The sequence below is a fragment of the Microbacterium pumilum genome (genome assembly GCF_039530225.1).
GTDB classification, from domain to species: domain Bacteria; phylum Actinomycetota; class Actinomycetes; order Actinomycetales; family Microbacteriaceae; genus Microbacterium; species Microbacterium pumilum.
Window position 1 is genome coordinate 860,470 of record NZ_BAAAOH010000001.1, and the last position, 16,189, is coordinate 876,658.

Annotated in this window: 15 protein-coding genes and 2 tRNA genes; 13 read left to right on the plus strand and 4 right to left on the minus strand. The window is 65.5% G+C overall.

Going from position 1 to position 16,189, the window contains the following annotated elements; translation table 11 throughout:
- Positions 1 to 253: 253 nt before the first annotated feature.
- The 7 genes from dnaA (at position 254) to ABD188_RS03965 (ending at position 10,340) form a co-directional block, all read left to right on the plus strand.
- Positions 254 to 1,687, plus strand: coding sequence for a chromosomal replication initiator protein DnaA (gene dnaA / locus ABD188_RS03935; RefSeq protein ID WP_344058722.1), 1,434 nt, complete (start codon positions 254 to 256; stop codon positions 1,685 to 1,687).
- A 433-nt stretch (positions 1,688 to 2,120) separates the two neighbouring features.
- Positions 2,121 to 3,272: a DNA polymerase III subunit beta gene (gene dnaN / locus ABD188_RS03940; RefSeq protein WP_344058724.1), complete on the plus strand. Its 1,152-nt coding sequence runs from the start codon at positions 2,121 to 2,123 to the stop codon at positions 3,270 to 3,272.
- 161 nt (positions 3,273 to 3,433) lie between these two features.
- Positions 3,434 to 4,588, plus strand: a complete 1,155-nt coding sequence (gene recF / locus ABD188_RS03945; RefSeq protein WP_344058726.1) for a DNA replication/repair protein RecF — start codon at positions 3,434 to 3,436, stop codon at positions 4,586 to 4,588.
- A complete protein-coding gene (locus tag ABD188_RS03950; RefSeq protein ID WP_344058728.1) occupies positions 4,581 to 5,114 on the plus strand; it encodes a DciA family protein in 534 nt (177 codons plus the stop codon). The genes recF and ABD188_RS03950 overlap by 8 nt, the downstream gene beginning before the upstream one ends.
- 122 nt (positions 5,115 to 5,236) lie before the next feature.
- A complete protein-coding gene (gene gyrB / locus ABD188_RS03955) occupies positions 5,237 to 7,276 on the plus strand; it encodes a DNA topoisomerase (ATP-hydrolyzing) subunit B (protein ID WP_344058730.1) in 2,040 nt (679 codons plus the stop codon).
- 86 nt (positions 7,277 to 7,362) lie between these two features.
- Positions 7,363 to 9,939: a DNA gyrase subunit A gene (gyrA, locus tag ABD188_RS03960; RefSeq protein ID WP_344058732.1), complete on the plus strand. Its 2,577-nt coding sequence runs from the start codon at positions 7,363 to 7,365 to the stop codon at positions 9,937 to 9,939.
- Positions 9,936 to 10,340 (plus strand): DUF3566 domain-containing protein, encoded by a 405-nt coding sequence (locus ABD188_RS03965; protein WP_344058734.1) that lies wholly within the window; start codon positions 9,936 to 9,938, stop codon positions 10,338 to 10,340. The genes gyrA and ABD188_RS03965 overlap by 4 nt, the downstream gene beginning before the upstream one ends.
- A gap of 51 nt (positions 10,341 to 10,391) precedes the next feature.
- Here the strand turns inward: ABD188_RS03965 and ABD188_RS03970 are convergent, their stop codons facing one another.
- Positions 10,392 to 11,105, minus strand: coding sequence for a VIT1/CCC1 transporter family protein (locus ABD188_RS03970; protein ID WP_344058736.1), 714 nt, complete (start codon positions 11,103 to 11,105; stop codon positions 10,392 to 10,394).
- Between the two features lie 106 nt (positions 11,106 to 11,211).
- On the opposite strand from ABD188_RS03970, the gene ABD188_RS03975 reads away from it, so the two are divergent.
- From ABD188_RS03975 to ABD188_RS03985, 3 genes are all read left to right on the plus strand, one after another.
- Positions 11,212 to 11,285: transfer RNA gene (locus ABD188_RS03975), tRNA-Ile, on the plus strand.
- 14 nt (positions 11,286 to 11,299) lie between these two features.
- Positions 11,300 to 11,372: transfer RNA gene (locus tag ABD188_RS03980), tRNA-Ala, on the plus strand.
- Positions 11,373 to 11,638: 266 nt separating this feature from the next.
- The gene (locus ABD188_RS03985; RefSeq protein ID WP_344058738.1) at positions 11,639 to 12,376 is read left to right on the plus strand and encodes a Pr6Pr family membrane protein; all 738 of its coding nucleotides are present in this window, start codon (positions 11,639 to 11,641) and stop codon (positions 12,374 to 12,376) included.
- A gap of 83 nt (positions 12,377 to 12,459) precedes the next feature.
- Here the strand turns inward: ABD188_RS03985 and ABD188_RS03990 are convergent, their stop codons facing one another.
- Positions 12,460 to 13,059: a DUF998 domain-containing protein gene (locus ABD188_RS03990; RefSeq protein ID WP_344058740.1), complete on the minus strand. Its 600-nt coding sequence runs from the start codon at positions 13,057 to 13,059 to the stop codon at positions 12,460 to 12,462.
- Positions 13,060 to 13,127: 68 nt separating this feature from the next.
- Here ABD188_RS03990 and ABD188_RS03995 point away from each other — a divergent pair, with 68 nt between their 5' ends.
- Entirely contained in the window at positions 13,128 to 13,553 is a 426-nt protein-coding gene (locus ABD188_RS03995; protein WP_344058742.1) for an NUDIX hydrolase, read from the plus strand.
- Positions 13,554 to 13,565: 12 nt separating this feature from the next.
- On the opposite strand, the gene ABD188_RS04000 is transcribed toward ABD188_RS03995, so the two are convergent.
- Positions 13,566 to 14,039 (minus strand): aminoacyl-tRNA deacylase, encoded by a 474-nt coding sequence (locus tag ABD188_RS04000; RefSeq protein ID WP_344058744.1) that lies wholly within the window; start codon positions 14,037 to 14,039, stop codon positions 13,566 to 13,568.
- Positions 14,032 to 14,565 (minus strand): DNA helicase, encoded by a 534-nt coding sequence (locus ABD188_RS04005; RefSeq protein WP_344058746.1) that lies wholly within the window; start codon positions 14,563 to 14,565, stop codon positions 14,032 to 14,034. The genes ABD188_RS04000 and ABD188_RS04005 overlap by 8 nt, the downstream gene beginning before the upstream one ends.
- Before the next feature lie 98 nt (positions 14,566 to 14,663).
- Here ABD188_RS04005 and ABD188_RS04010 point away from each other — a divergent pair, with 98 nt between their 5' ends.
- Positions 14,664 to 15,236, plus strand: coding sequence for a peptidylprolyl isomerase (locus ABD188_RS04010; protein WP_344058748.1), 573 nt, complete (start codon positions 14,664 to 14,666; stop codon positions 15,234 to 15,236).
- A 15-nt stretch (positions 15,237 to 15,251) separates the two neighbouring features.
- Complete coding sequence (locus ABD188_RS04015; protein ID WP_344058750.1) at positions 15,252 to 16,130, plus strand: rhomboid family intramembrane serine protease; 879 nt, start codon at positions 15,252 to 15,254, stop codon at positions 16,128 to 16,130.
- The last annotated feature ends 59 nt before the right edge of the window (positions 16,131 to 16,189 follow it).

A 16,189-nucleotide genomic window follows, 5' to 3' on the forward strand; every position in this document is an offset into this window, starting at 1 on the left:
CAAAGAGACTGCCTCGAGGGCATAAGTCAACCGATTTAGGTTACGCCGTGTCGGCTGAGAACTCAAACCGAGCGCAGCGAGTCGTCCATTATCTCGAAACTCACGCATGGGCCTGGCAAAGACACGCGGGGCGGTCTTACAGTGGAGTTTGCTCCCGGGACCCCCGCTGACTAGCGTGGCTCCCGCAGTTATCCACAGGTTCGGCGTGAAGACCCCGCGGCAGCCAACGGACTCATCAATACCCGGGGGGGCCATGTCACCGCACGAAGTTCCAGATGTTCCTGTCTGGTCGTCGGTGCTCGACGAGCTCACGGATGACGATCGCGTCACGCCGCAGCTCCAGGGATTCCTCAACCTCGCCGTGCCGCAGGGCGTCATGGGCGGCACGCTCTACCTCGATGTGCCGAACGATCTCACCGCTGCGCAGTTCACCAAGCGCATGCGCACGCCGATCATGGAGGCCCTGGCCAGGGTCGATCAGGAGCCGCAGACGAGCGCGACGACGTTCCGTGTCGTGGTGAATCCCGATCTCGCCGACCCGCACCTGACGGCGCCGATTCCGGTCCAGTCCACTGCGCAGACTCAGGCCCCGACGCCCATGGCGCGCCCACAGCTGCAAGAGGCCGCGCCGGCGCCATCCGGAAACTCGCGCAGCGATACGCGGCTCAACCCGAAGTACACGTTCGACAACTTCGTCATCGGTCAGTCGAACCGCTTCGCGCACGCTGCCGCCGTCGCAGTCGCCGAAGCGCCGGCGAAGGCGTACAACCCGCTCTTCATCTACGGCGACTCCGGACTCGGAAAGACCCACCTGCTGCACGCCATCGGCGACTACGCCATGAGCCTCTACTCCGGCATCCGCGTGCGATACGTCTCGAGCGAAGAGTTCACCAACGATTTCATCAACTCCATCGCCAACAACCGCGGCTCGGCTTTCCAAGCGCGGTACCGGGATGTCGACATCCTTCTCATCGACGACATCCAGTTCCTGCAGGGACGAGCCGAGACCCAGGAAGCGTTCTTCCACACTTTCAACACGCTCCACGATCACGACAAGCAGGTCGTGATCACCAGCGATGTGCCGCCCAAGCACCTCACCGGCTTCGAAGACCGGATGCGCAGCCGCTTCGAGTGGGGCCTCATCACCGACGTGCAGGCGCCCGACCTCGAGACACGCATCGCGATCCTCCGCAAGAAGGCGCAGAGCGAGCGCCTCCACATCCCCGATGAGGTGCTCGAATACATCGCCACCGTCGTGTCGTCCAACATCCGCGAGCTCGAAGGTGCACTCATTCGCGTCTCGGCATTCGCGAGCCTGAACCGTTCCACACTCGACATGTCACTCGCCCAGACCGTTCTACGCGACATCGTCGACCAGGATGACGCCAACATCATCTCGCCGACCGACATCATCTCGGCCACCGCGCATTACTTCAAGCTCACCGTCGACGATCTGTACGGTTCCAGCCGGTCGCAATCGGTCGCGACGGCTCGTCAGATCGCGATGTACCTCTGTCGTGAGCGCACGAGCCTCTCGCTTCCCAAGATCGGGCAGCTTTTCGGCAATCGGGACCACACCACCGTCATGTACGCCTACAAGAAGATCAGCGATCTCATGAAGGAACGTCGCTCGATCTACAACCAGGTGTCGGAGATCACCGCCCAACTCGGCCGCAACGGGCGCTGACGCGACCCTCGGCGAAATATGCCGCAAGAAGTCCTTGACACTCGTCGTCGACAGGGCCAAAATCGCGGTTCTTCACAGTGTGGAAAACCTGTGGATAACTCTGGACCCCTGCGGAAACCCTGTGCGCCCGGCACCCTCGGCCTGTGGATGACGGGGCACCATGCTCCAGATCCCGACATGAGTTCCGACACACGTTCCGCAGCCGCTCCACAACTCACACGGTTGTAGTTATCGTGTCCCCCTTGGCCGAGCTCGAGTTATCCACAGTTTGCACAGGGGTTAACACCATCACAGAGAGAGATTGATGAAGAGGACATCCGATCACCTTTGCGGTGAACGAACCGGATGCCGCATGCCCGGCGCACTCGGCACTAGCATCGGCCGGGGCGGGCACTAGCATGAGAAGGCCCAGCCAGATGTCAAGGGAGCGTCAGTGAAGTTTCACGTCAATCGCGATGTGTTCAGCGAAGCCGTGTCGTTCGTCGTCAAGCTCCTGCCGCAGCGAAACCCTCAGCCGATCCTTGCCGGTGTACTGATCGAGGCATCCGACGCCGGCCTGTCTCTGGCAGCGTTCGACTACGAGGCATCCGCGCGCACCACCATCGATGCGACCGTCGATGAGCCGGGCACGATCCTCGTCCACGGCCGACTCCTTTCCGAGATCGCCAGCCGGCTGCCGAATGCGCCGATCCAGGTCGAAGTCGATGAGGACGGCGGCATCGTGCTGAGCTGCGGTTCCGCACGCTTCACCCTGGCCTCGATGCCGGTGCAGGAGTACCCGGCGATTCCCGAGGTCTCCGGCGACTCGGGCCTGGTTCCGGGCGAGGACTTCGCAACCGCCATCGCCCAGGTGGCATTCGCCGCGTCGCGCGACGATGTCACCCCTGTGCTGACCGGCGTGCAGCTCGAGGTGACGGGCACAAGTCTCAGCCTGGTCGCCACGGACCGCTACCGCGTGGCGCTGCGCGAGATCCCCTGGGATGGCGGGTCGACCTCGAGCGACGAACCGACCACCGCGCTCGTCCCCGCACGGACTCTGACCGAGGTCGGAAAGACATTCGCGCACGGCGGCGACATCTCGATCGCCTTCTCCGGTTCGGGTGACCGCGAGATCATCGCCTTCACGGCCGGCAACAAGACCGTGACCTCGCTGCTGATCAAGGGCAACTTCCCGCCCGTGCGCCGCCTCTTCCCCGATCAGACCGAGCACCACGCGGTCGTCAACACTGCGGAGCTGACCGAAGCCGTGCGCCGCGTCTCGCTCGTGCTCGACCGTTCGGCGCCGCTGCGTTTCACATTCACGACCGACAGCGTCTCGATGGACGCCTCGGGCACCGAACAGGCGCGCGCTTCGGAGTCCGTTGATGCCCATCTCGTGGGCGACGACGTCACGCTCGGGCTCAACCCCCAGTACCTGCTGGAGTCGCTCGGCGCCGTTCGCAGCGAGTTCGCCCGCATCACATTCACTTCAAGTGACAACGCCAACAAGCTGAGCCCGGTCTTGATCACCCCCCAGACCTCGGTCGACAAGTCCGGCACCGAGTCGTTCAAGTACCTTCTGCAGCCCAACCTCCTGTTGCGCTGAGTCGGGCGCCGATCGCTGGGCTTGTCGAAGTTGCATGGTGCGGCCGCTGCGCGATGTGATCACATAGGTCGCTGAGCTTGTCGAAGCGCCCGGGACCATCGACCAGCTAAGGTCCGTCGACCGCGGGCCCGGGGTCGGGAGCGCTGACTAGGGTTGACCCCGTGATCGTGGAGCAGCTGAGTCTCGTCGACTTCCGCAACTATGCGGTCGCCGATGTCGCGCTCGGCACTGGTCCGAACGTCTTCGTCGGGCGCAATGGACAGGGAAAGACGAATCTCGCCGAGGCGATCGCCTATCTCGCAACTCTCGGCTCGCACCGCGTGTCTTCCGACGCTCCGATGGTGCGCGATGGTGCGGAGTCAGCCGTCATCAGAGCTCGACTCGCCCACGGCGACCGTCGCGTGCTGCTCGAAGTCCAGCTCAATCGGCAGGGGTCGAACAAGGCGCGTGTGAACGGAGCTCCCGTCAAACCGGGCGAGCTTCCCCGCCACGCGCAGGTCGTGCTTTTCGCTCCCGAAGATCTGCAGATCGTGCGGGGTGATCCGAGCTGGCGACGCCGGTTCGCCGACCAGCTCCTGGTTCAGCAGGCACCTCGCCTCGCCGGCGTCCTCGCGGACTACGATCGCGTGCTCAAGCAGCGAAACGCCCTGCTCAAGTCGGCGAAGGTGCGCGGCATCCGTGGTGACGCACTCTCCACACTCGATGTCTGGGATGACAAGCTCGTCGCCCTCGGCACCGAGATCATCGAGGAACGTTCGCGGCTGGCCGCCGACCTCGCAGCGCCGATCGCCGGTGCCTATGCGGCGATCGCCGGCGCGGACCACAGTCCCGAAATCGGCTGGGCGCTCTCGGTGAGGGGCGCCGACCGCGAGGATGGGGGCGACGAGGTGACGGACGCCGGAGCTACACCGATCCGGGATCTCTTCCGGCAGGCGCTCTCGGTTCGCCGCACCGCCGAGCTCGATCGCGGACTGACCCTCGTCGGACCGCACCGCGACGACCTCGTGCTGAGTGTTCGCGGATTGCCGGTCCGGGGATACGCCTCGCACGGTGAGTCATGGTCCTTCGCGCTGGCGCTGCGACTCGCCTCCGCCGAGCTGCTCCGGGCACAGTCGCGGCTCGGCGATCCCGTGCTGATCCTCGACGACGTCTTCGCCGAGCTCGACGCAGGTCGCCGATCGCGGCTGGCCGACCTCGTGGCAGGCTACGAGCAGGTGCTCGTCACGGCTGCCGTCGAAGAGGACGTGCCGACGGCCCTGCGCGCCCGCACGGTGCGTGTCGAGGCCGGCACGATTCTGGAGGCTGCGGATGCCTGAGCCCGAAGATCACGCGCCCGATCCGACCACCGGCGATGCCGTCGAACACACCAGCGTGCCCGAAACCATCGCGACCTACCTGCGGCTGCGGGGGCTCGAGCCGTCGGCTCGAGCCTTTCGCAAGCGCCGACGGCGGTACGAAGACGATGAGAACGGGCCGTTCACACCGGGACGAGACCCGCACGGCTTCGCCGACGTGCTCGCCGACCTCACCCGGGAGGCCGGCTGGGACACCCAGCTCGCGCGCGAGGATGTGGTCAGCGCCTGGTCGGAAGTGGCCGGCGAAGACACGGCACGGCACACTCGCCCGGTGGCGTTCTCGGAGGGCACCCTAACAGTCCAATCCGACTCGACGGCGTGGGCGAAGCAGCTCCAGCTGATGCGGTCGCACATCCTGTCCGAGATCGTCCGAAGGTTTCCGGATGCGGGGGTTCAGGTGATCCGCTTCATCGGGCCGGACGTTCCCTCTTGGAAATGGGGTCCCAGAACGATTCCAGGGCGGGGTCCGCGCGATACCTACGGCTGAGGCACGTCCGATATCGTCCGAACACATTTCCGCGCGTCAGAGGGGCGTAGAGGCCTCGCGCGCGGGTGGGACTTGGTAGACTGTGAAGGTCCCCGCCGACAGATCTGGAGTGCTCGGAACCTATGACGTCTCTGAACCCCGACAACGTTCCCAAGGAACCCGGATCGCAACCCGCTGACAGGGTCCAAAACGGCTACGGGGCAGATGACATCCAAGTGCTCGAGGGCCTCGAGGCCGTCCGCAAGCGCCCCGGCATGTACATCGGCTCGACCGGGCCGCGGGGACTCCACCACCTTGTGCAGGAGATCGTCGACAACTCCGTCGACGAGGCGATGGCGGGCTACTGCGACACGATCGTCGTGACGATCCTGCCCGACGGCGCCGTCCGATGCGTCGACAACGGCCGCGGCATCCCGGTCGACACGCACAAGACCGAAGGCAAGTCGACGGTCGAGGTCGTGCTCACGGTGCTGCACGCCGGCGGCAAGTTCGGCGGCGGCGGCTACGCCGTGTCGGGCGGCCTCCACGGCGTCGGGTCCTCGGTCGTCAACGCGCTTTCGAGCCGCCTCGAGGTCGAGGTCAAACGACAGGGATACGTGTGGCGGCAGTCCTACGCCGACGGCGGAGTGCCGCAGGCACCGCTGGAACGCGCCGAACCCAGCGAAGAGACCGGCACCACCATCACGTTCTGGCCCGACCAGACGATCTTCGAGACCGTCGACTTCGAGTACGAGACGCTGCGCACACGGTTCCAGCAGATGGCATTCCTCAACAAGGGACTGCGCATCGATCTGCGGGATGAGCGGCCGTCGGCGGCGTACGAGGAAGAGACCGAGCCCGGTCAGGTCATCCTGCAGCAGCGCAACGACAGTTTCCTGTACGAGCGCGGACTCGTCGACTACGTCGAGTACCTCAACCGTGTCCGCAAGGCGGAGCACGTCAACGACGAGGTGATCGACTTCGAATCCGAAGACGCTGACCGCAAGATCGCACTCGAAGTCGCGATGCAGTGGACCACGAGCTACACCGAGAACGTGTTCACCTATGCGAACACGATCAACACGCACGAGGGCGGCACCCACGAAGAGGGCTTCCGTGCCGCGCTCACCACGCTGGTCAACAAGTACGCGCGTGCGCAGAACCTGTTGAAGGAGAAGGACGAGAACCTTTCGGGTGATGACGTCCGCGAGGGCCTCACGGCCGTCATCTCGATAAAGCTCTCCGAGCCGCAGTTCGAGGGTCAGACAAAGACCAAGCTGGGCAACACCGAGGCCAAGGCGTTCGTGCAGAAGGTCGTCGGCGACCGGCTCGGCGACTGGTTCGACCGCAATCCCATCCAGGCGAAGAACGTCGTGCGCAAGGCGATCGACGCGGCGACCGCGCGGTTGGCGGCCCGCAAGGCGCGCGAGACCGCGCGGCGCAAGAGCGTGTTCGAATCGGCTGCGATGCCTGACAAGCTCAAGGACTGCACGTCCAAGGACCCTTCGATCAGCGAGATCTTCCTCGTCGAGGGTGACTCGGCAGGCGGCTCGGCCGTGCAGGGTCGCGACCCGCACACGCAGGCGATCCTGGCGCTCCGCGGCAAGATCCTGAACGTCGAGCGCGCTCGTCTCGATCGTGCGCTGGGCAACCGCGAGGTTCAGGCGATGATCCAGGCCTTCGGCACCGGCATCGGCGAAGACTTCGACATCGACAAAGCGCGGTATCACAAGATCGTTCTGATGGCGGATGCGGATGTCGACGGCCAGCACATCACGACGCTGCTGCTGACTCTGCTGTTCCGCTACATGCGTGGCCTCATCGAAGCCGGCTTCGTCTATCTCGCGCAGCCTCCGCTGTATCGCCTCAAGTGGTCGAACTCGCCGCACGAGTACGTGTTCAGCGATCGTGAGCGCGATGCGCTGCTGGCGGATGGCGTCGCCTCCGGCAAGCGCATCCCGAAGGACAACGGCATCCAGCGCTACAAGGGTCTTGGCGAGATGAACCCGAAGGAACTGTGGGAGACCACGATGGACCGCGCGACCCGCACGCTGAAGCAGGTGACGATCGAGGATGCCGCGGCCGCCGACGAGATATTCACCATCCTGATGGGCGAAGACGTCGAATCGCGACGCGGGTTCATCCAGCGCAACGCCAAAGACGTCCGCTTCCTCGACATCTAGACAAACTCAATGCGTTTCGCCTCGCTTCGCTCGCTCGACGACCGAGCCGAGTAACGAGATGAGACCACAGACACGGAGACACACGCATGGCTGATGACGAGCGCCCCGAACTGACGCCCGCGCACGACCACGGCAAGATCGACCAGGTCGACCTGCAGTCCGAGATGCAGCGGAGCTATCTCGACTATGCGATGAGCGTGATCGTCGGTCGTGCCCTGCCCGACGTGCGCGATGGACTCAAGCCCGTGCACCGCCGGGTGATCTACGGCATGTACGACGGCGGATTCCGTCCCGACAAGTCGTTCTCGAAGTGCGCCCGCGTCGTCGGTGAGGTCATGGGGCACTACCACCCGCACGGCGATGCCCCGATCTATGACGCCCTCGTGCGTCTCGTTCAGCCGTGGTCCCTGCGCTATCCGCTGGCGCAGGGACAGGGCAACTTCGGCTCGCCCGGCAACCAGGGCGCCGCCGCCCCGCGCTACACCGAGACCAAGATGGCTCAGCTCGCGCTCGAGATGGTGCGCGACATCGAAGAAGACACTGTCGACTTCCAGGACAACTACGACGGCCAGACGCAGGAGCCCACCGTCCTGCCGGCGCGCTTCCCGAACCTGCTGGTGAACGGCTCGGTCGGCATCGCGGTCGGCATGGCCACAAACATCCCGCCCCACAACCTGCGCGAGGTCTCGGCCGGCGCTCTGTGGTCGCTCGAGAATCCGGATGCGACCCGCGAAGAGCTGCTCGAGGCTCTCATGGAGCGGATCCCCGGCCCCGACTTCCCGACGCGCGCCCAGATCCTCGGCACCCGGGGCATCAAAGAGGCGTATCGCACCGGACGTGGCTCCATCACGATGCGCGCCGTGGTGAATGTCGAGGAGATCCAGGGCCGCAACTGCCTCGTCATCACCGAGCTGCCGTACCAGGTCAACCCCGACAACGTCGCCGTCAAGATCAGTGACCTCGCGCGCGAGGGAAAGATCACGGGCATCGCCGACATCCGTGATGAGACGTCGGACCGCACCGGCCAGCGCCTCGTGATCGTGCTGAAGCGGGATGCCGTCGCCAAGGTCGTGCTGAACAACCTGTACAAGCACACCCAGCTGCAGGAGAACTTCGGCGCGAACATGCTCGCGATCGTCGACGGGGTGCCCCGCACCCTGCCGCTCGACGGGTTCATCACGCACTGGATCGACCACCAGATCGAGGTCATCGTCCGGCGTACGCGCTACCGGCTGCGCAAGGCCGAAGAGCGCATGCACATCCTGCGCGGCTACCTCAAGGCGCTCGACGCGCTCGACGAAGTGATCGCGCTGATCCGCCGCTCGCCGACGGTCGAGGATGCCCGAGAGGGCCTCAAGGGTCTGCTCGACATCGACGACATCCAGGCGGATGCGATCCTCGCGATGCAGCTGCGCCGCCTCGCCGCACTCGAGCGCCAGAAGATCATGGATGAGGCCACCGAGCTCGAGACGCAGATCGCGGGCTTCAGGGCGATCCTGGCCGACGAGTCGCTGCAGCGGTCGATCATCCGCGATGAGCTGACCTCGATCGTGGAGCGCTTCGGCGACGACCGGCGCACCGAGATCCTGTACGGCTACGAGGGCGGGATGACGAATGAGGACCTCATCCCCGAAGAGGAGATGGTGCTCACCGTCACGCGCGACGGCTACATCAAGCGCACCCGCAGCGACAACTACCGCCAGCAGCACCGCGGGGGCAGAGGCGTCAAGGGTGCGCAGTTGCGCGCCGACGACGTGGTCGAGCACTTCTTCGTCACCACGACGCACCATTGGCTGCTGTTCTTCACCACGAAGGGTCGCGTCTACCGCACGAAGGCGTACGAGGTTCCCGAGGCCGGTCGCGACGCCAAGGGCCAGCACGTCGCGAACCTGCTCGCGCTTCTGCCCGACGAGGAGATCGCCCAGATCCTCGACATCCGCGACTACACGGTCGCGACGTATCTCGTGCTCGCAACCCGCAGCGGTCTCGTCAAGAAGACCCGACTGACGGAGTACGACACCAATCGCCAGGGCGGCGTCATCGCGATCAAGCTGCGCGAAGACGACGAGGTCGTCAGCGCCCTGCTCGTCGACGAGGGCGACGACGTGCTTCTCATCAGCCGCCATGGGATGTCGCTGCGCTTCACCGCGACGGACGACGCGCTGCGCCCGATGGGCCGCTCGACAGAGGGCGTGAAGGGGATGTCGTTCCGTTCATCCGACAGCCTGCTGTCGGCATCGGTCGCGCAGGACGATGGATTCGTGTTCGTGGTGACCGAGGGCGGGTACGCGAAGCGCACCAGTGTCTCGCAGTACCGCGGTCAGACCCGCGGTGGACTGGGGATCAAAGTGGCTCGCCTCAGCGAGGATCGCGGTGATCTCGCCGGCGGGCTGATCGTGAGCGAGGACGACGAGGTCTTGGTGGTTCTGTCCAGCGGCAAGGTGGTACGCTCTGCCGTGGCCGAGGTCCCCGCCAAGGGTCGTGACACCATGGGTGTCGTGTTCGCCCGCGCTGACGACGACGATCGCATCATCGCGATCGCGCGCAATGGCGAACGAGGCCTGGCAGAGACAGCCGAGGCGGTCGAAGTCGATGTGGCTCCCGAGCCCGTCGAAGCACCCGACACCTCCTCCCCGATCCCCGAAGAGAGTACTGACGCATGAGCACCGTAGCCGACAAGCTCGCGAAGAAGTCCAGCCACAAGACGAGCGCCAAGCAGGTGCGGCTGCGCCTGGTCTACATCGACTTCTGGTCGGCTGTGAAGCTGTCGTTCCTCGCCGCGATCGCGATCGCCATCGTCACCGTGGTGTCGTTCGTCATGATCTATCTCGTGGTGAGCACGACCGGGCTCATCGCCAAGGCGGACGACTTCTTCGGCAGCTTCTCGGACGGCAGCTTCGTGCTCTCGCAGTTCGTGAGCCTCCCCCAGGTGCTCGCCTTCTCGGCGATCGTCGCCATCCTGAACCTGGTCGTCATCACCGTGCTCGGCGCGGTCATCGCGGGCATCTACAACCTCGCCGTGAAGGTGACCGGCGGACTCCTGGTCGGCTTCACCTCGAACTGAGCATCACCCGACCGGCCCGGATCGACATTCGCGCCGGGTGGAAGGGCCTGATCAGACCACCGTTGTTCCGAGCAGCGATCCGATGAGCCAGGTCGCTGCGAGCGCGAGCGCGCCGCCGACGACGAGCCGGATGACCGCACGCCCCTTGCTCGAGCCGCCCAGCTGGGCAGAGATCGTTCCCGTCAGGACGAGCGCGAGCAGCACAGCCACGAACGTCACCGGCACCCGCCACTCCGGAGGGGGCAGCAGGATGGCGATCAGCGGCAACAGCGCTCCGAGGGTGAATGAGATCGCCGACGAGATCGCCGCGTGCCAGGGGTTGGCAAGGTCGTGCTGATCGATGCCGAGCTCGACTTCGAGGTGCGCGGACAGTGCGTCGTGAGCGGTCAGTTCTGCCGCGACCTGCCTGGCAGTGGCATCCGTGAGTCCACGATCGCGGTACAGCTGGGTCAGCTCTTCGAGCTCCTCGTCGGGCAGGTCGCGCAACTCGCGCTGCTCCTTCGCGATCAGCGCTCGTTCGCTGTCGCGTTGGCTGCTCACCGACACGTACTCGCCGAGGGCCATCGAGATCGCTCCACCCACGAGTCCGGCGATGCCCGCAGTGAAGATCGGCGCAAGTGCGTCGGTAGCACTCGCCACACCCACGACGAGAGCCGCCACCGACACGATGCCGTCGTTCGCCCCCAGCACGCCCGCGCGCAGCCAATTCAGGCGCTGCCCGGTTCCGGATGAGTGTGCTTCTCCGCGGTGGGGTGTATCGGTCACGGTTCAGTCAAGCATCACCAGGCGTGTGCGGCGTATCCGGATTCGTGAAAACGGGCCGTGTCGGGTAAAGTCTTGGAGGTTGACGGCGCTCGCGCCGCAACTATTCGGGGCTATAGCTCAGGCGGTTAGAGCGCTTCACTGATAATGAAGAGGTCCCAGGTTCAAGTCCTGGTAGCCCCACAACACAAAGCCCCGGGGCCTTAGCTCAGTTGGTAGAGCGCCTGCTTTGCAAGCAGGATGTCAGGAGTTCGAATCTCCTAGGCTCCACAGAATCGGAGAGCGCCGACCCATCGGGTCGGCGCTCTTTTTACCTGATCAAAGGTGCTTTTCCCATTCTTTGAGCGTTCCAAACCATGCCGTTTGTGGCATATCGTCCCCCAATCGGTGGACAGGCTGTAGGTAATCCACAAATCCCATCTCGCCTGTCCGGTCATTTCTCTTTCCTCGGCGACAGCATTCCGCGACGTGATGTACGCAGACCGCTAAACCTGCCTCAAACGTCGAACAAGGAAGTTCGACCGGAAGGGAAAGAAATGAACTGGTCAGGGATTCGGCTCGGAGCAGCAGCTGTAGGGCTGTCGGGGGTAGTGGCGGGGTATGTGGTCAACGTCGACCGCGCCACGAGGCAGGGACAGGATCTGGGACTCGTCCTCGCCAACTACTTCAGCATGTTCACGATCGTCTCGACGCTCCTCACCGTCGTCGCGTTGACCGTGGCCGCGGCGTGGTCGATCCATCACCCCGGATCCGCGCGTGAGCCGTTCCGGATCGCACTGGCGCTCGCGCTGGTCACCGCTCCGGTGCTGCTGCTGGGGATCGTGTTCAACGTGCTCCTGCGCGGGCCTGCTTCGGGGGCTGCGCTGAGCGACTCGCCCGGGATAGCCCTCATGGACTCGTACGCGACCGAGGTGCTGCACGTCGTGCTGCCGCTGTACCTGGTCATCGACCTGGTCTTCGCAACGCGTCGACGCGGACTGCCGTGGTGGACACTGGCGACGTTCGTCATCTATCCGCTGCTCTGGGTTGTCTACACGATGGTGCGGGGCGAACTCACCCCCGATCCCTCGGGCGCGACGACGTGGTGGTACCCGTATCCCTTCCTCGATCCGCACGGAGCCGGCGGATACCCATCCGCACTCACCTACATCGCGGTGATGCTGGTCGGATTCGTCGGGATCGGAGCGATCGTCATCGCCGTCGGACGCTTCCGCGAGCGTCGAGCGTCGACGCCGGAGTCATCGGCTCCGAAGGTCGGCGTACTCCAGGCCTGAACCCGCGGAACGAAGAGCGTCGACCACACGGTCGGCGCTCTTCGCACGCCGCGGCGAGCCGTTTCAGCTCCCGTCGGGTTGGATCACGACGACAGGACGGCGGCGGCGGCGAGCACCACCCAGGCGAGGTAGGCGACGAGGCAAGCTCGGTCCGGCCACCCGACACGCACCGCGGGCGAGCCGCCCTGCCCGTGCGCTGATGACGACACCCGGAGGAACCACAGCAGGGTCGCCCAGGGCAGGGCCGACGCGAGTGCCAGCGTCCAGCCCAGTCCGTCGGCGGATCCGAGTCCGGCCATGAGTGCCGCCACGGGGAACCCGATGAGCAGCACGCTGCCGAGTACCGTGTGGGCTCTGCCGACTCTCGTTGCCGCGGCGCGCGGAGTCATGATCGAATCGGCGTCGACGAATGCGGCGCCGATCGCACCCGCGGCGACGATCGCAAGGCCGACCGTCCACGCGCCACCGAACGGCCACAGCGCGATGCCGATCGCGGCGGGGCTGACGGCCATCGCGATGAAGCCGACCCGCATGAGCCAGCCGTGACTTCCGAGGGAGTACTCGCTGATCATCCGCCAGGACGGGTCGTACTCCGGCTCCACGAAGTGCAGGATGCCGATCAGCACCACGCAGAACATGCCGGCGACGATCGCGGTGATGGCAGCCACGTCCGCACCGGTCACGGGTTGTCCTCCTGCCTGCATCGCACTCTATCCCCCGCGCATCCGAGCCCGGCCCTAGGCTGGGGCGCATGGACATCCGCGTCGCCGCGTACGCAGTGATCACGGATGCCGAGGACCGCATTCTGCTCGCACATTGGAACGAGGGTCGCCGCGCCGCGTGGACACTGCCGGGCGGCGGCCTCGAGCCCGGCGAAGATCCCGACCGCGCAGCCCGACGCGAGGTTCGCGAAGAGACCGGCTACAAGGTCGCGATCGAGCAGCTGCTCGGCATCCATTCGCGTGTCATCCCGGTCAGCAAGCGCATGGCCGAAGACGCGGTCAACCCGCTGCATGCGATTCGGATCGTCTACCGCGCGCGGATCACCGGAGGGAGGCTGCGCGACGAGATCGACGGATCGACCGATCGCGCGGAGTGGTTTCCCCTCGCGAGCGTGCGCGAGTTGCAGCGGGTGAAGCTCGTGGACATCGGCCTGCAGATGGCGGGTATCCAATAGCGACGGATGCCGTCACCCGACCGGCTGCGAGATGTCGGCGACCGTCGCGTCGTAGGCCGCGATGAGATCGTCCGCGGCCACGAAGAGGCTGTACCCGTGAGCGCCGGCACCCATCGCGATACGCTCGCCGACGATCCTCTCGTCGGCGTAGATCGGCCACTCGGTGCTGCTGCCGATCGGCACGATCGTTCCACGCTCGTATCCCGTCGCTGCGAGCGCGCGGACGGGATCGGGAAGCTGGAGCTTGTTCACACCCACAACTGCGCGCAACTTCGGCCATGAGATGGCGCGATCGCCCGGCACGAGCGCGAAGAGATACGTGTCGTCACTGCGCTTGACGACGAGGGTCTTCACGATTCCGGCCGCCGGGATGCCGAGCAGCGCTGCCGCCTCGGTCAGGCTGTTCGCCACCGGACGTTCCCGGAGCTCGATGGTCAGACCTCGAGCGGATGCCGCTTCTCTTACCCGATGAAGCGGATCAGGCATCCGGGGCGCGCAGCGGGTCGTCCGCGACCCACAGCTCGTCGTCGGCGCGAAGCGTCTGCCACGCCGCATAGAGGATTCCGAGCGCCGCCGCGACGCCGAGGATGATGGCGATGACGCCACCGGCCCCCATGCCGGACTTCGCCGGTGGCGGCGGAGGCTTCAGGAGAGCCTTCGGCAGTGGGATGTTGATGCCGTGGTCCGACGCGAGCTTCGCGCGGGTTTCGAGGGCGGCATCCCACACCGAGAGTGCCGACCCGACGACGGCACCGGCCGCGGGCACGACACGACCGTTGAACACCTGCTTGGACGTCTTCACGCCCTTGTCGACGTACGGCGCCGCGTACCTGTCGTACGTCTCCTGCACCTGCGGCGCCACGTGCTCGCGACCGAGGTGCCCGAGCTGACGGCTCGCCTCCCTGGCGACGGAGGCGGCTTCACCCACCAGCACCTGCTGGGCTTCCCACAGGCTGTTGGCCTGCGTCTGAAGCTTGTTGAGTTCCTTCTTGCGCTTGCGGCTGAGGCTCACGAGGGCCCTCCCAATCGACCGGGGACGTGGTTCTCCCCATACTGTCAGACCCGGCGCAGGACGGGAGGGGTTGCACAGAAGTCTGAAAGAATGTACTCATGCCGATTCACACAGCTGTCGCCACCCTTCACACCAACTATGGCGACGTCGTCGTCAACCTCTTCGGCGACCACGCGCCGGGCACGGTCCAGAACTTCGTCGGCCTCTCGGACGGAACGGGCACGTGGACCGACCCCCGCACCGGCAAGCCGGGCGAGGGTCCGCTCTACAACGGGGTCGTGTTCCACCGCATCATCTCGGGCTTCATGATCCAGGGCGGTGACCCGCTGGGTCAGGGCACCGGCGGCCCGGGCTATAACTTCAACGACGAGATCAACAGCGAACTGACGTTCACCGCTCCCTACAAGCTGGCGATGGCGAACGCGGGTCTTCGCCGCAACGCGATCACCGGTCAGGCCGAGGGCACGAACGGATCGCAGTTCTTCATCACGGTGCCGGGTCAGGGCGGACGCGGTCCGGAATGGCTGCAGGGCAAGCACACGATCTTCGGCGAGGTGGCGGATGACGCATCCAAAGAGATCGTCGACACGATCGCGGGCGTCCCCACGGCATCCGGCGACCGCCCGATCGAGCCTGTGGTCATCGAGTCGATCGACATCGTCGCGGTCTAGGGCGGCCGCCCGCCTGTGACCACGGACGAGTTCCGCCGCAATCGCGAAAACTTCTGCTACCGGCATCCTGACCGCCAGAGCTTCGTGCTCTGCCAGCGGTGTCTGCGGACGATCTGCCCGGAATGCCAGACCCAGGGCGCGGTCGGAGTCATCTGCCCCGAATGCCTGAAGGATCAGCAGAAGGCTGCGTCGCCCGCGCAGACGAAGGCGGAGCGTCGGTGGTCGCGCCCACGTGCCGTCGCGGTGCGGGACTCACGTCCGCTCGCAACGTACGCCATCGTCCTCATCACGTCGGTCGCTTACCTCGTGACGATGATCCCCGGGTTCGGAACGCGGGTGCAGAACTCTCTCGTCTTCCTCGCGCCACTGCTGTACCCGGAACTCTCGGGCACCTTCGAACCCTGGCGACTGCTCACCGTGACGGTCGTGCACGGAGGTCTCTGGCATCTCGCGTTGAACATGCTCGCACTCTGGATGATCGGGCGAAGCCTCGAACCGCTTCTCGGCCGTGGCCGATTCCTCACGCTCTATCTGCTGAGCGCTCTCGGAGGCTCCGTTGCCGTCGCGCTCCTGTCGTTCACGACGCCGGTGGTCGGGGCCTCGGGTGCCATCTTCGGGCTCTTCGGCGCGCTTCTCGTGATCGGGCGGCACATCGGAGCGAATGTCGCCGGCATCGCCCTCGTGCTGGGGATCAACCTCGTCATCGGGTTCATCCCCGGTTTCAACGTGGCGTGGCAGGCCCACGTCGGCGGGCTCGTCACCGGCGCGCTCATCGCGTTCATCTTCACGCGCACGCGATCGCCGCAACAGCGGTGGCTGCAGATCGTACTGCTCGGCGTCGTCGGCGTGGTGCTGCTCGCACTCCTGCTCGTGCCGCCGCTGTTCTACTTCTGACGCGGGGGCCGGGAGTTATCCACAGGTTCATCCACAGGTGGGGATGAATCACACGGGTG